The sequence below is a fragment of the Paenibacillus paeoniae genome, from assembly GCF_003388735.1.
Lineage (GTDB): Bacteria > Bacillota > Bacilli > Paenibacillales > Paenibacillaceae > Pristimantibacillus > Pristimantibacillus paeoniae.
On record NZ_QUBQ01000006.1, the window covers coordinates 139216 to 154651 of the forward strand.

At 45.4% G+C, this 15436-nt stretch carries 12 protein-coding genes; 5 read left to right on the forward strand and 7 right to left on the reverse strand.

The window, feature by feature from the left end; all coding sequences use genetic code 11:
• Window positions 1-105: 105 nt before the first annotated feature.
• Complete coding sequence (locus DX130_RS22625; RefSeq protein ID WP_116049262.1) at window positions 106-1158, reverse strand: M42 family metallopeptidase; 1053 nt, start codon at window positions 1156-1158, stop codon at window positions 106-108.
• 657 nt (window positions 1159-1815) lie between these two features.
• Here DX130_RS22625 and DX130_RS22630 point away from each other — a divergent pair.
• The gene (locus tag DX130_RS22630) at window positions 1816-6084 is read left to right on the forward strand and encodes a glycosyl hydrolase family 18 protein (protein WP_116049263.1); all 4269 of its coding nucleotides are present in this window, start codon (window positions 1816-1818) and stop codon (window positions 6082-6084) included.
• Between the two features lie 112 nt (window positions 6085-6196).
• Here DX130_RS22630 and DX130_RS22635 read toward each other — a convergent pair whose 3' ends face one another.
• Together DX130_RS22635 and DX130_RS22640 are read right to left on the reverse strand one after the other, a co-directional pair.
• Window positions 6197-8485, reverse strand: a complete 2289-nt coding sequence (locus DX130_RS22635) for an ATP-dependent helicase (RefSeq protein ID WP_116049265.1) — start codon at window positions 8483-8485, stop codon at window positions 6197-6199.
• A 195-nt stretch (window positions 8486-8680) separates the two neighbouring features.
• On the reverse strand, window positions 8681-9091 hold the full coding sequence (locus tag DX130_RS22640; protein ID WP_116049266.1) for a hypothetical protein: 411 nt from the start codon (window positions 9089-9091) through the stop codon (window positions 8681-8683).
• Between the two features lie 290 nt (window positions 9092-9381).
• Here DX130_RS22640 and DX130_RS22645 point away from each other — a divergent pair, with 290 nt between their 5' ends.
• From DX130_RS22645 to DX130_RS22655, 3 genes are all read left to right on the forward strand, one after another.
• Window positions 9382-9783 (forward strand): hypothetical protein, encoded by a 402-nt coding sequence (locus DX130_RS22645; protein ID WP_116049268.1) that lies wholly within the window; start codon window positions 9382-9384, stop codon window positions 9781-9783.
• Window positions 9784-10069: 286 nt separating this feature from the next.
• Complete coding sequence (locus DX130_RS22650; protein WP_240644659.1) at window positions 10070-10639, forward strand: RNA polymerase sigma factor; 570 nt, start codon at window positions 10070-10072, stop codon at window positions 10637-10639.
• 1 nt (window position 10640) lies between these two features.
• Entirely contained in the window at window positions 10641-11447 is an 807-nt protein-coding gene (locus tag DX130_RS22655) for a DUF4367 domain-containing protein (protein WP_116049271.1), read from the forward strand.
• Between the two features lie 70 nt (window positions 11448-11517).
• On the opposite strand, the gene DX130_RS22660 is transcribed toward DX130_RS22655, so the two are convergent.
• The 4 genes from DX130_RS22660 to modA form a co-directional block, all read right to left on the reverse strand.
• Window positions 11518-11856, reverse strand: a complete 339-nt coding sequence (locus tag DX130_RS22660) for a hypothetical protein (protein ID WP_116049272.1) — start codon at window positions 11854-11856, stop codon at window positions 11518-11520.
• Between the two features lie 361 nt (window positions 11857-12217).
• A complete protein-coding gene (locus DX130_RS22665) occupies window positions 12218-12625 on the reverse strand; it encodes a hypothetical protein (RefSeq protein ID WP_116049274.1) in 408 nt (135 codons plus the stop codon).
• Between the two features lie 63 nt (window positions 12626-12688).
• On the reverse strand, window positions 12689-13354 hold the full coding sequence (gene modB / locus DX130_RS22670) for a molybdate ABC transporter permease subunit (protein ID WP_116049276.1): 666 nt from the start codon (window positions 13352-13354) through the stop codon (window positions 12689-12691).
• A complete protein-coding gene (gene modA / locus DX130_RS22675) occupies window positions 13354-14151 on the reverse strand; it encodes a molybdate ABC transporter substrate-binding protein (RefSeq protein ID WP_116049278.1) in 798 nt (265 codons plus the stop codon). Before modA ends, modB begins: the two co-directional genes overlap by 1 nt.
• A 169-nt stretch (window positions 14152-14320) precedes the next feature.
• Here modA and DX130_RS22680 point away from each other — a divergent pair, with 169 nt between their 5' ends.
• A complete protein-coding gene (locus tag DX130_RS22680) occupies window positions 14321-15268 on the forward strand; it encodes a helix-turn-helix transcriptional regulator (RefSeq protein WP_116049280.1) in 948 nt (315 codons plus the stop codon).
• The last annotated feature ends 168 nt before the right edge of the window (window positions 15269-15436 follow it).

The following is a 15436-nucleotide window of genomic DNA, read 5'->3' on the forward strand; positions in this document are numbered from 1 at the left end:
GCAGCCAGTTGCCTCTATTCAGAGCTAACAACAGTATCAAAAAAAGGCGCAGAACGCTCAAAGGGGGTATTCCCTTTCCAAGCGCCAGCGCCTTCAAATTTCCTGTTAGTCTTCCATTACATAAGCAATAAGCAACGCAGCCGTATTCACGACCGCTTCCTCATGCGTGCGCTCCATGCCATGAGAAGCATGTACTCCCGGTCCCATCAACGCAGCACGAATATTGCTTCCTCCTCTTAAGGCTGCCGATGCATCCGAGCCATAATAAGGATAAATATCCACTGCATGGGGAATGCCTTCCCGCTTCGCCAATTCAATAAGACGCGTCGTCATCTCATAGTCGTACGGACCGGAAGAATCCTTTGCACAGATGGACACATCCTTCTCCGTCGCTGAGAGATCGTCACCGAGGGCACCCATGTCTAACGCAAGCAGCTCCGTAATATCTGACGGAATGTAAGCACAGCCATGTCCTACTTCTTCATAAGTGGAGATCAGCAGCTTTACGGTGTACATCGGCGTCTTTCCTTCTCGCTTAAGCCATTCGAGGAATCCGAGCAGCGCCGCTACGCTTGCCTTGTCATCCAGATGGCGGGACTTGATCCAGCCGTTCGGCAATACACGAGTCCGGGGATCCCACGAAATAAAGTCGCCTACCGAAATGCCCAGCTTAAGCGTATCTTCTTTGGATGCAACGGATTCATCGATACGAATCTCCATATTCTGTTCTTCCCGCTTCATATCGCGAGCCTCGCTGTAGACATGCACCGAAGGCTTGGTCGTGAGTACTGTCCCTTCATACTTACGTCCATCCCTTGTATGGATGACACAATACTCACCCTCTACCGTCCCCATCGCATAACCGCCAACAGGTGTAAAACGGATCATTCCATTCGATTTAATGGAACGAACCATCGCCCCCAACGTATCCACATGCGCGGACACGCCAATGACCTTATCCGTTCGTTCTCCCGGAATCGTAATGATACCCGTTCCTTTGGGCGTTTGCTCCATGGTATAACCCATGCTTTCAACTTCCTTACGCAATTCATCCATAATCGCCATGCAATAGCCACTCGGGCTCGGTATACTTAGAAGATGGCTTAGCTGACGAGTCATATATTCCCGATCGAGCTTCGGTTTTAATGCGGTAGACATCCTGCTCTCACTCCTTTTCAGTAGATCAAAACCTGTAATCCTGATCAGTCCATAGTAACATATCTTGAACAAGTGAATCTAAGTTCCCTGCCGGAACGGCTTTCACAGCCCTGCACTGCTCAAAAACACAATTGATTTCTATCATAAATCATTCGATATTGACAGAAATAAACACAATCATTAATAGTGTGTATATTTTGTAAAAATTTACCCCTTCTATTCCACGAATTTACCCCTTCCGCTTGTTCTAACTTGGAATCATGATAGGAGTAGCAACACCGCAAGTCCACTAAAAAAGGATTGGGAAGGAGGGGCGAAGCAAGCATCCGATGAACCGTTAGCGGATCATCTTTACCTGCTAGCCAGAGTAAACTTCTCAGAAAAGAAAACGCTATCACACAACGCTCCCCATTAAAAAAAGGACAAGTCACATCTTCTGTCCAACTCGTGCAACAACGGTACATGACCCAAACTCGCGACTTGATCGCAGCATGTACAGACTTGGCTAGCACACACCATGAAAGTAAACCACACAAAGCAGCATTCCCTATTACATCGAATCTAACATCATGAGTGAAACCCTCATCAGATCCGCCGCAACACCTGCCAGCGGCTGACATGTCATGCCGCGAGGACAGACTATTACAATGAGGTGATATGGTGTACTTTGCAGCACGCAAGAAAGAATTGAAAATGCTATTTATCGTATTCCTGGCGCTGGCTGTACTTTTCAGCCCATTACTGCAATCCATTACTTATGCAGCAGACAATGAAACGCCAGGCCAGACAGAGGAACAAACTGAACCTGTCAATGAATCAACAGAGCCTCAGGAAGAAGAAGTTAATGAAGAACTGGCACAACTGGCATTAGATATACCGGATCAAGATCCTTTGGCTCCTCAAAATCTTAAAATAGTTGAAGGAAGTCTAGCACATAACAAAGTCGATGTTACGTGGGATTTTAGAGCAGATGAAGATGATAACAACATATTCTTTTATAAGTACATTATAAACCCCGCTACTGGCCAATATTATTGGAAAGACATTACTTGGGGTACTTTTTGGTCCAGAACCATTCCACTTGAACCAGAAACTGAATATAAAATTATGATTGTATGGGATAGTGACAAGGGCGAATTAAAACACAAGAGTAATATCATTGAATTTACAACCCCAGCAGATACAGATGAATACAAAAAAGCTCCATTAGCTGCACCCCTGAACTTAAGATTAACCGACATCTCTGAAACATCCGCTACATTTAAGTGGACGGGCAGTCCTGGAGCAGATGGATATGACTTTTATCCAAACGCCGGCTGGAACGGTATATGGGATGGCTCCAACACATTTGTTTATTCATTCACAAATGCTGATAAGGTCCCAGGAACAACAAATATTTTTAGAGTTGCCGCCCAAAATAGTACAGAAAAAACAGCATCGGATAAAAGTAATAATATTTCGTTTAAATGGGGAGAGCTTCAAGCTCCTAAAGCTGTACAAATTGTAACAGCCACACGTACATCGGCTGCATTGGCATGGGCTGCAAGTCATGGTGCAACTGCATATGAAATTTATGTAGATGACAAGCTTGCTGCTACAACTAATGACATTCGATATGTATTGGAAGATTTAAATGAAGGACAATCCTATTCCATTTCTGTTTTAGCTAAAAACAGCCTATGGGCTTCCGAGAAGAGTTCACCTATTACATTAGTGCCTGGAGCAAATTATACAAATGTAAGTTACTATACCGCTTGGGCTAGATCAGACACTGGCAGAGATCTTAAGCCAGGTGACGTGGACTTCTCAAATGTGACACATATTAACTATGCTTTTGCAGATCTATGCTGGAAAAAGATAACTTCGAAAGCATTTGTTTGCCAAACAGATGAGGTTCCTTTACAGTCCGATTATGTGTATGACGGGGAAATTGTTTTAACAGATATTGAATTCACACTTAAAAACTTTGAAGAGTTGAAACCTGTCTTAGCGAATAATCCAGACCTTAAACTCCTTATTTCTGTAGGGGGATGGACATTATCCAAATATTTCTCTAATATGGCTGCTACAGAAGAAACCAGAAGAACTTTTGCAGCATCTGCCGTTGAATTCGTACGCACTTATAATCTCAATGGAATAGATATTGACTGGGAATACCCAGTTGAGGGTGGCGACGACGGTAATACTCGTAGTCCAGAAGATAATGTGAATTTCACATTATTAATGAAAACAGTTCGTGAAGCACTGGATGCTGCCGGATCTGAAGACGGAGAGTATTATCTACTTACAATAGCCTCTTTGCAAGCAGATCGGTTTATTGCCAATGCGGATATTCCAAATTCTGTGCAATATTTAGATTTCATTAATATCATGACCTATGATTATAGTGGAGATTGGAGTTTGCTAGCCCATCATAACTCTCCAATCTATTATGATCAGAATCATCCCGCTGCATCTGCAGCTCGTAATAATGTAAGGGGCGGTGCTGTTGGCCATCTTAACGGCGGGGTACCAACACATAAGTTAGTTTTGGGAGTTCCGTTCTACGGAAAAGGCTGGATAGGCTGTCCTGAACCAGGAGAATATCAGATGTGCGAATCTATACCTGAGGGAACTTGGAAAGGCGATAAAGGTCTATTCGACTTCAATGATATTCAAGACAATTATTTAACTAAAGCAGAGTACGAGCATTTCTGGAACCCTGCATCTAAGGTATCTTATGTTTTCGATAAGAACACAGGTAAATTTATTTCCTATAATGACGAAACAACGATGATGTACACCGCTTCACTCGTAAAAACATTAGATATTGCAGGTGTTATGTCATGGGATATTAGTGGAGATAGAAATAACACGTTAATTCCACAGCTAGCTAAGGACTTGCCAATAGATGGCGTGGTTAATACAGATGCCTTGAAATCTCCCCAAAATGTAAAAGAAGCCTCCGTTGGTTATGAGGAAGCTGCAATTACATGGGATGCCGTTGCCGGTGCCACTTCCTATGAGGTATTTATTAATCATTCTTATGTAGATTCAACTGACGGAGCTGAAACTGAAGCATCCTTCGAAGGCTTGATTACAGGCACAGAATATATATTTAATGTTTATGCCATTAAACAAGCCAATGGAAAAATCGTTGAGGTTTCTCCTGCCAGCAAAAATGCAACCATTAAAACAGAAGGTTTGACTCCTCCATCTAACGTTAAAGTGGTTACTAGAGGACACAATTTCCTTGATGTTCAATGGGATGCAGCACCGGAAGTAGATACGTATGCTGTATACTTATTTGACGAATTACTTGAATACACAACTGATACACATTATAAATTTGTAGATTTAACACCAGGTGAATCTTATGACTTCTACATTGCTTCTGCTGCTCTAAGCGAGGATGAAGTAACGGACGAATCGACTCGAGTAGGTTTGATTAACGTGGTAACACGTAGTGTTGCACCGCCTGCAAATCTCGCCGTAGAAAGCAGATCAACTAGCTCCATTAAAGTCAAATGGGATGCTGTTACTGGCGCAACAGATTATGAAGTATATCTAAATGAACAGTTGGCAGGTACAACTAATAATACAAGCTATACACTTAGCTCACTCTCTTCAAATACGGCTTATACAATTGAAGTTGTAGCGATTGTAGTTAAAGATGACAGCATCATCGATGATTCTTTAGCTAGTAAGATTGAGGCAAGAACTTCATCACCAAGCACTCCATCACCAGGACCAGATACAAGCACAAACAAGAGTGAGCTTCAATTCTCTGCTTTCGAAAAAGACGGCAAGCTTGTGGTTAGCGTAGACGCAGGTCCATCAATTCAAAACATTACAGATTCTAATTCAGCATCCTTCAGAGTCACAGTAGGTCAAGAGGCAAAAGCAATTGAAATTGAATTACCGAAAGATGTTGTAGCTGCTCTGGCGGCTAAAGACTCTACGTCTCAATTGTCCATTATCTGGAACGGAGTAACCTATGTTATTCCTGCACATGCGCTTCCGCTAGGTGTTGATTTACAGATCTCGATTACACCAGCAACTTCAAATGCAGCTACAGCTGCAGAGAAATTGGCTCAGGACAGCGGACTGAAGCTGCTCGTTAAACCGCTTGACTTCAAAATTTCGAAATATACAACGGATGGCAAGCTGGAGGAAATTACAAACTTCGGCAAGCATTCGCTCAGCAGAATCTTTACACTGGATGCTGCGGACGTGAATACGGCAAGAGCGACGGGCGTTATTTATGACCCAACAACGAATACATTCCGTCCAGTTCCAACGCTATTTACTAAGCCGTCTACTGACAAGGTTAGAGCCGAGCTGAAACGCAGCGGCAACAGCATTTACACCATCGTACAATCCAACATTACGTACAAGGACGCAACAGCTGCATGGGCAAAAGATTCCGTAGCCCGCGCAGCAGCCAAGTTGCTGCTTGATGGTAAAACAACAGACACATTTGGCGTAAGCAACAGCATTACTCGTGCTGAATTCATTTCCGTGATCATCAAAGGTCTAGGCATCCTGCCTGAGAATGGCACAGCTCCATTCCAAGATGTCGCAGCAAACTCCAAGTACGCGGGAGATATTGCCGCGGCTAAGAAGCTGGGACTGATTCAAGGCAAATCCGAAACAACCTTTGATCCGGACAGCTCCATTAGCCGTCAAGACATCACGGTTATTCTGTCGAACGTCCTTTCTCACCTGGGCGTTACGAGAACTGGAGATATCGCGAAGCTGAACGCCTTCGCTGACGCCAAGGATATTGCGGCATACGCAAAATCTGCAGTTGCACTGGCTGTTCAAGAAGGCATCATGATCGGCAAGTCCAGCACGACCTTTGATCCGAAAGCGGATCTGACGAGAGCTCAAGCAGCTGTTATCGTCATCCGCATTCTGGAAGCTCATAATCTGGACAAAGTATAATCATTGAACGAAAAGGGACGGAACAGGCCTCAGCCTGCTCCGTCCCTCTTTCTTTCCCCAAATTGCTTCCTATTCGCCAAAGTTCAACCGCATAACCTATTTCTCCCGCTTCTCACACCAGTTCCAGAAGCCCTCTTTCCATACACATAGCCATAGCTAACGTCTTCACATTGTTTTCACTGAATCTGATCATGATACTTTCATTATCGGCACGTTCTACACACCCTACTCCAAATACCCGATGCCGCACATTCGCTCCAACAGTCACTTCAGCGGGGTTTTTGACGGCATGAGGATTCAGTTCTGCCTGTATGGGCTCTCTTCTGGCCGTAAAGCTTGTACTCTTCATTCCCTTGAGCGCGCGCGTGCTCTCTCCTTCTGAAAATGAAGCCGACCGACGCTCTGAAGCTGCAGTCGTACGAGCCGTTATCCGCTCAGGATCAACGATATCCTTTATCGCTGTCATGAAGGAGGATTCCGTCGCTTGCTCACCATCGCGTTGCCCATACGTTACCATCTCCAGCGTTTTTCGTGCGCGCGTCATTCCCACATAGAAGAGACGAACCGCTTCTTCCATAGATGAAGACTCTCCGTTCGCTTCCTTCTTACCATCCTCCGAGCCCGGAATAATTCCTTCAACCAAATCCACCATATAGACATGATCGAACTCCAATCCCTTGGCACTATGGAAGGTAGAGAACGTCACCGCGTTTTGGCCTTTCCTCGACTTCGCCCCCTTGAGCACCTTCTCCAGATACTTCAAGCGAGCCGCAAAATCAGCCATCGTCTCCAGTCCCTCTGCGATATCCTCCAGCGTGTTCAATATGCCGATCAGATACTCCTTGCGGAAGCCCAGCCGCTCGCATATCTTCTCTAATGCCTTCTCGTACCCGAGCCGCGTCCGAATGACACGGATAGCAGGCAGAGGCGGCATGCTATTCATCTCACGGAACGTCTCTTTCGCTTCCTGTAGCGGTTTAATCTGATAGTCATGAAGCTGTACGATCGTCAATAAGTTGTCGAAGACCGACTCTCCGTTATCAATCGACTTCAACACGGACATTTGGTGCTTGCTGATATAACCATTAAATTTCAGGTGTATGTTCTCCAATATATCCGCTCGCTTGTCCGTATAGGACATGCGCATGAAGTTCAATACATCCTCGATTACCCAATGGGAGAAGAAGCGATTGTCTGCATCTTTCATATAGAATGGAATACCGGCCCGGTCAAAATCATTCATAAGCGCAATTGAGGACGAATTGTTCCGGTACAACACTGCAGCCTCCGACAGCTTCTCCATCTTCGCAATCTCGCGTACCACGTATTTTGCCTGCTCCCGGTAATCACGAAGCGTCTTGAACGCAATGGGCTCATGAGATGCATTATGTGTAAACATTTCTTTCTCGTAGCGTTTTTTATTACGCTTGATGAAGGTGTTTGCCGTCTGAACAATTTCTGGCGAGGAACGATAGTTTTGCACCATGTACAGCATGACCGCGTCCGGATACACATCCTTGAACCTAAGCAAATAGGATGGCTCCGCTCCTCGCCAGCTATAGATAGACTGGTCGTCGTCCGCTACAACACACAGATTGCGATGCCCCATCGCCAGCTTCTCGATAATCGCATGCTGAACCATCGATGTATCCTGGCTTTCATCCGTCATCACATAATCGTAGCGGCTTTGCAGCTTGCGCAACATAGCCCCGTCCTTCTCCAGCACATCATTGGCAATCGTCAACATATCGTCAAAGTCTATAAGCAGCTTGGGCGTTCCGCTGCGCTTGAATGCCTCATATTCATGCAAGATGCGATCAGCTTGCGGCACATCCACCTTTGCACTCGCCCATTGCTCTGGAGGCAGCATTTTATTTTTTACGTAGCTAATATAGGTGGTCAGTTCCTCCATGGCATCATCGGTTGCATTTTCGCCAACGATATCCTTGAATAGATTACGCAAAATGATTCGTTTATGAAGAGGCAGCGGCTTCACCGTTCCTTGCGCCTCATCTTCCTCTTCAATCTCCAGAGCTCCTTCAATGATGTCATATGCGGTTCTCGTCTTGTAGAAATGTGTGCGCACAATCTCAAAGGCTAGACTATGAATTGTCGAGAAATCAACCGGCTGCAGCCCAGGGAAAAACCGAGTAAAGCGATCCTTCATATCTCTTGCGGATGCCCTGCTGAACGTAACAGCCTTGATTCGTGCCGGGTCCGTCCCCAGTTCTTCGATCAAGTAGCCAATTCGCATAATAAGTGTCGTAGTTTTGCCCGATCCAGGCGAGGCCAGCAGCAATAACGGTCCTTCTGCCTGCTCTACAGCCTGTCTCTGTACTTCATTCAACTGGACGCCAAGCTCCTTATGCTTGCGCTCCAAAAATGGTGCCAGCTTGCCCATATCTCCCCGTTCCCTTCCGAACCCAAACCATGTCGTTCGTTATTATAGCACATTCTGACTCCCCTCCCCTCCAGGAAAAGATAGAGAACCACTTCTCCGCTCCCCATAGCAAAGCCGTTGCAAACTCAGGATTCTGCCTGAATTGCAACGGCTCTTAGGTCATTCGTTGGAGTGTACAGCACCACCACTTGCTTCTCACTTCGAACTTAGCCCTAATACACCCTCGTTTTTTATAAACGAGGGAATATCCTCAATTTGCACAGTCTCCAGCAAGATTCTTTGATGATCCAATAATAGATAAGTAGGGGAGCGCTTCAAATCAAAGAGTTTAGCATAACGGTAATTCGGGGACTCAGGGTTGGATAGGACAATCTGAAGTCTCGATATATGTAAGGATTGGCGGTACGCCTCGGAATGGAATGGTCCCAGTATGGATGCGGGTACGGACGTTCCTTCTCCATCTTTATCGTCCCAAAAGACATAGATATGATAAAAACCGCTTTCTTCAGCCAACATATCCTGGATCAGATCATCTTCATCCTGCTCGTACACGATGGGTAGACACACAAAGAGGATCAATAGCAACAGCAGCACCCATCTCTTCATAATTCACCCCCGCAGCTCGTCTCTTCGCATAATTTATCTCTATAACACGCGAAACTACAAGAAAGTAGCAGAAATTTGTCGAATAATTTTTCTTACTATAAAGAATTTGTATATCACATCTCCAATGAACATGGAGACTGTATAAATGCCATTCGTTTTTTTCGAAAATATTTAAAACAACTGCAACGAAATACTTTCACTGCGTGTTTATATAATGAACGCAATCCATTATCTGTTATCTTTACTGCAAATTGCAAAGGGACTGCTTGATTTTCGAATGGAGGGGTAGTGTGAGAACAGAAGAGTTCGATAAAAACTTCGACCATGCGTTTGAAGAATGTGTACGGCTATATCACTTTGTCCCTGACGCTTCCTCCTCCTGGGAACAGATCCAGAAACAATATTCCAAAAAAAGACACAATAAAATGAAAAGAACTTCGATGTTCAAATTATTTCCCTATATTGCAGCGGCTTTTATTCTTGGAGCATTGATCTTTGGGACCCCTACTGTATCCAATGCATTCCAGCCTTTCCTACATGCTGTTATCACCATAAAGGATGATGTTACGAGGGTTATATATGGGACTCCAACTAAGCAACTACATAAAGATGACTCAATTCACAAAATATTGCCCCCGCCTGAGAATAAAAATCCGATTGCTACACTAGCGCCAAGAGTACATACAGAATAATGGAATAACTCTCATCTCCGTTAAATCGAATGCTACCCCTTTAAGTAAAACAGTGTGATTAGACACACTACATTTACTTGGAGGGGATTTTTTTGCGGAGAAGGAATTGAAATTCAACATTTGCATACTCATCTCTCCTCCCAGTACAAGTCTGAGCCTCCCTATTGTCGAATAATTCTGTAATACATTGGTTCGTATATAAGGTATAATGACAAAAGAAACAAGGATGGCATGATCTTCCAAACAATCGAATTTCATATGCATTCGTAAGGGGGTCGCATTACCTGTGGAAAGCAAGCTATTCCTCTTGTCAGGCGCAAACTACCATGCGCTCAGCCCGCAGCTTCAAAAGGAGATTTACGAGGAGTTTTACCAATTCGTTTACTCTCCTATTATTTATATGGTGAAGGATCATGCTGCGACAGAAGACATTATCCAAAATTCATTTATTAAAATTATAGACAGTGTACCGCGCGCGGCTAATGAAGTTCAGCTGAAGAGCTGGCTTAAAGTTGTTGTACGGAATATGGTGTACAATTATTTTCGAAAAACGAAAAAAAATCGCAACGAGATCGATTCGGAAAGTGTTTATATAAATGAGAGCGCACCGATGTCCACGGAGATGACTTCGCTCGAGAAGGAAGTAGAAATCAAGCTCATGACAGAGACGATCAGTCAATGTCTCAACGAACTGCGTCCGGAATACAGAGCTTTGATCGAGCTAAGATGGAAAAGAGATCTCAGTTATCGAGAAATAGCAACCGAGCTGGAGACGACCGAAGAGCGAGTAAAGTATAAACTATATCGGGCAAGAGAAGCGATGAAACGAACTTTCTCCAAGAAATGGGGTGACTAGGGTGAACAAAGAAGAATTCGATCAGTTATTTGATAAAGCTTTTGATGAGAGTGTTCAGAAGCATCCTTTCACCCCGAGTCCTGAGCTGTCCTGGGAGCGGCTTCAGAAGCAGCTTGCCAAGAGGAAACGCAGAAAATCACAGCTACGAGCATTGCCTTACGTTGCCGCCTCTTTTCTTCTTGGGGCATTTCTGTTCGGTACCCCTACTGCGTCAAACGCTTTCCAGCCCTTGTTCCAAGCCGTCGTCACCATCAAGGACGATGTCGTTCGAATTGTGTTTGGTCAACCTAATTCATCAAAGACTGTACCCAAAACACCACCGCCGCCTGGCTATATCGAAACTAATTCAACAACACACTCTAACGAGGGCGATTTATCAGCAGTCACAAAATTTGATCGTTTCACTTACTCAACGTGGGAGGAAGCCTCCCAATATATGGACTTCCGCACACCCACAATCACCTATATAGCAGATGGCTATCAACTGCATGACATATCTGCTTATTTTAATGTCAATCAATCTACAAGTATTGCAGTGATCACCTATACCGATAAGGAAGGGATTGTTTACACCATCACCTTCAAAAGATTAATGGAGAACTCGGTATTTCAATCCGGAGGCGGTTCATCTGTACATGTTGAAACTTTAAAAATGGGTACTATGGATACTTATATTTTCACAACAAACGATGGATACATTGCCCAAGAATTTTTGATTGATGACATCCATATATCGGTATCAGGTCCACTTAGCCGTGAGGAAACGCTTATTATATCCAAGGAGATTATTGAAAGCATGACCAAATAAAGAAGGAAGGACCGGGATTCAATGCCTGGCCCTTCCTTTTTTTGAAGTAGAGTAGACTTATTCAAATCAATTACTGAGCCATGATCGTCTCCGAATATTCAATCGCTGACTCCGTAATACCGTTATGCTTCACGAAATGCGTTACCTTCGCTCTATAGTAGTAGCCGCTTCGAACGCTTTTGTTCATCCCACCGAATGACCAATTTGTATTCTTCGAAGAATAGGCTGATACCGGCACAAGATTAATCCAGCTAGAGCCATTCCATTCCTGTAGCTGTATAGACGCTCCAACCTCTGCTACGGCCGTTCTAGCATGCGTGGTAGCTGAAACTGTTGCAGTAAGGTTAGTACTGATTGTTAGATCTGCAGTCGAAGAATGCAAATAAGTATAGCCGTCAAAAACAGCCATAGGTTGCACCATCATAGGGGGTGGAGAGGTCTGTGGTACGGTTGCTTCTCCGGCGGCAGCGAGTTGTGGGACCATGATAAGTACAATTGCGAGCATGAGACTAATTGTTGTTTTTGAGAAACGATTGATTTTTACCATCCTAACCATTCCCTTCGTTTGTAAAATATGTTGATAGTATTTAAACGGATTAATGATTAATTAGGTTACATATATTTTTACAAACATTCATTTTGCAGCTTCTCTCTATTGATTACGCAACTGCTAGATGAAAACTACCCCTCTCACCCGCATTAGAATCTTTCCCCTGCGCACAATAAAAAAAGCCCATCCATAACAGATGGGCTGTATGTTTATGTATCCATTAATAACAATTCTGTTCTACAGTAACCACGTCGCCTATAACAACCTTAGAGGTGCCAGACAGCGTCTCCATATAACCGCATATGCTAGTCGTTACCAGTTTCCCGCCGGGATCGGTATGGCTCATGTAGACGCCGTTCTCTCCCTCAATCTTAAGACTAGGTTTAAAAGAGAAGCTCTTCCCGCTTTTGAGCGTACGATTAATGATATCTTTGGAGTTCCCGCTGACCAAACCCGCTTCTACGATAATAATGTCATGCTCCGTGTTATTCTTTACTTGCACAGTAAATTCGCGCATATAATGGATCAGTCCGCCATCCTCTAGAAACTTGCCTCCTGCCCATCCCAGCAATACGATCACTGCCACAGCCGATACTGCCCATAATCCAATCTTCGTTCCGCGCTTCATCTCTTTCACTCCCTCGTCTCTATAACGGCAGAAGTGGGCTAAAAGTTTCCAGGCGAGCCCTATTTATTGTTTTTTCCGAAGACCGCCCGTCGCTAGCAGCAGCACAAATGAGATGATGACCATGCCGGCCGTCCATGCCCAGGCCATTGCCATATTACCGGCATCAACCGCCACGTAGATGGCAGTCGGAATCGTCTGCGTTTTGCCTGGAATATTGCCTGCAATCATCAGCGTCGCCCCGAATTCGCCTAAGCTGCGGGCAAAGCCGAGAATATACGCAGTCACCACCGCCCGCATTGTCAGTGGAAGCGTCACATAGCGAAAAACGTTCCACTCGCCTGCCCCCGCTGATCTCGCAGCATCCTCCAGATTCTTATCCACCGAATCCAGCGCGACCTTCATCGTTTGGTACACCAGCGGAAACGCCACTACGATTGAGGCAATAATAGCCGCCCATGGCGAGAAGAGTACCGGAGCGGAGAATATCCACTCCGCCGCACGCCCCAACACCCCTTGCCTGCCCCATAGAACGAGCAGCAGGAATCCTACTACTGTAGGCGGCAGTACAAGCGGGAGCATAAAAACCGTCTCCAGTATGATCTTTCCCCGGAACGATCTTCTAGACATCCACCAGGCAGCAGCAATGCCTGCCACTGCAGCAATCACACTTGCGACCAGCGCTACCTGCAGTGACAGAACGACTGGCGGCCAGAACGATTGCCAATTCATTAAGGCTGCTTCGGCAGGCTGAAACCGTATTTCACGAACAGATTCAGCGCCTCTTCGGTCTGCAGATAGGTGTACAATTCACGGACTTGCTTCTCATGCTTAGTCGCCTTGATGATGCCGATTGGATACAGAATTGACGCGTAGCTGTCCGGATCCGCCGCAAAAGCGATGTCTGTCTTCGACTCCGCTTGCAGAGCGTCCGTACGGTAGACAAAGCCCGCATCCACGTTGCCTGTCTCTACATACTGAAGCACCTGCCGAACGTCCTTAGCCTGTACCGACTTCTCCTGAAGCTGGTCCCACAGACCAGCGTTCGTCAGAGCTTCCTTCGCATAAGCTCCAGCCGGCACACTCTCCGGTATGCCAATTGCCAGCTTTTTCACGGAATCCGACAGCAAATACTGCACGCTGCCCAGACTATCTCCCTTACCTTCTGGCGTCACCAGAACAAGCTCGTTAGACAGCAAGTTGACGCGATCAGCGGCATCGATAAGCCCTTTCTCCACCAAAGCATCCATGTTCTTCTTTGAAGCAGACAGGAACAAGTCCGCCGGTGCTCCTTGCTCAATCTGCTGTTGCAGCGAACCGGAAGCTCCATAATTGAACAGAAGCGTGACGCCTGGGTGCTCTTTCTCATAACTCGTTTTCATTTCGTTCAGCGCATCAGTCAAGCTGGCTGCCGCAGAAATCGTCAATTCTACCTTCGTGTCAGCACTATTTTTCCCGCAGGCAGCCAATACGGCTACCATTACAATCGCCATCATAAGTGCAAAAGCTTTTCTTTTCATTTCATTCATTCTCCTCATCTCAATAACTAGTTATATCTATTTATATTTAAATATAACTATTTAGCATTATACCTATCGCTATTTGCTTCTGTAAATAACATTCCCCCTTCCGTCTTCTCTGCTTCCATATGCTACAATGGCAATATCGAATTTGGACACGGAACAGGAGGACTCACTCATGTCTCAACATATCTCCTACACTACGGAAGAAATCGCTCAATTGCTCAAAATATCAAAGCTGACCGTCTACGATCTGATCAAGAAGGGAGAAATTCTCTCTTATCGGGTGGGCAAGCAAATGCGAATTGACGCTGCCGATCTGGACGCCTACAAGCAGCGCAGTAAAGCCAAGGGAGCAGGTGAGCAGCATGCGATGCTGGCTCAGGCCGCTCCAATCACCACAGAACGAATCAGTGGCGCCCCCGTGTTGACAGGCCAGGATATCAGTCTGGACATTCTATCCAGTCATCTGGAGCAGCGAATGCCGGGACTGCGCCCTTTGCGCTCTCATGTCGGGAGTCTCGAAGGCTTGATCAGCATGTATAGAGGTGAAGCGGATATTGTCAGCACGCATCTTCTTGATGGAGACAGCGGAGAGTACAATCTCCCCTATATCCGCCGCTTACTCATTGGCATGCCCTATATCGTGGTCAATCTGTTAAGCCGTCCTGCGGGAATATATGTGGGGAGGGGCAATCCTCATGGCATTTCGAATTGGACAGAACTGGGCCGCCCCGGTCTCAGGCTGGCCAATCGAGAGGTTGGTTCGGGGGCGCGTGTATTGCTAGATGAGCAGCTGCGACTGAATGGTATCCTGCCAAGCAGCGTTAGCGGATATGATAACATTCACACCAGCCATCTTTCTGTCGCTTCCAAGGTAGCTGCGGGAGAAGCTGATGTTGGGGTCGGAACCGCCCGCGCCGCAGCCATTGTGGAACACGTCGATTTTATCCCGCTCACGCAAGAACGTTACGACTTGGTCATATTGAAGAATGACCGCAGCAAGCTATGGCTTCACGAGTTGCTGACCATTATTCGTTCGGAGAAGTTCGTTCAAGAACTACAGGCTATATCCGGTTACGATCTGTCCCTGACAGGCCAAGTACTGTATGAATCGCCACGATAACTCCAGATACCTACACATATTTAACTACTTCATATAATAGAAATTAAGCAAGATCATATTAATCAATTTGTATTCTTTAGTCTTTAATCCGGAAACTTTATAGAAACAGAAGACCATTCCACACTATTTAACTCAATGTGGAATGGTCTTCTGTTTGGGAAGCATGTA

Excerpts from the sequence above, each read along its gene's own strand:
- DX130_RS22665 (WP_116049274.1), bottom strand. The coding sequence starts at position 12,625 with ATGAAGCGCGGAACGAAGATTGGATTATGGGCAGTATCGGCTGTGGCA.
- DX130_RS22635 (WP_116049265.1), bottom strand. The coding sequence starts at position 8,485 with ATGGGCAAGCTGGCACCATTTTTGGAGCGCAAGCATAAGGAGCTTGGC.
- modB (WP_116049276.1), bottom strand. The coding sequence starts at position 13,354 with ATGAATTGGCAATCGTTCTGGCCGCCAGTCGTTCTGTCACTGCAGGTA.
- modA (WP_116049278.1), bottom strand. The coding sequence starts at position 14,151 with ATGAATGAAATGAAAAGAAAAGCTTTTGCACTTATGATGGCGATTGTA.
- DX130_RS22680 (WP_116049280.1), top strand. The coding sequence starts at position 14,321 with ATGTCTCAACATATCTCCTACACTACGGAAGAAATCGCTCAATTGCTC.
- DX130_RS22630 (WP_116049263.1), top strand. The coding sequence starts at position 1,816 with ATGGTGTACTTTGCAGCACGCAAGAAAGAATTGAAAATGCTATTTATC.
- DX130_RS22640 (WP_116049266.1), bottom strand. The coding sequence starts at position 9,091 with ATGAAGAGATGGGTGCTGCTGTTGCTATTGATCCTCTTTGTGTGTCTA.
- DX130_RS22625 (WP_116049262.1), bottom strand. The coding sequence starts at position 1,158 with ATGTCTACCGCATTAAAACCGAAGCTCGATCGGGAATATATGACTCGT.
- DX130_RS22660 (WP_116049272.1), bottom strand. The coding sequence starts at position 11,856 with ATGGCTGTTTTTGACGGCTATACTTATTTGCATTCTTCGACTGCAGAT.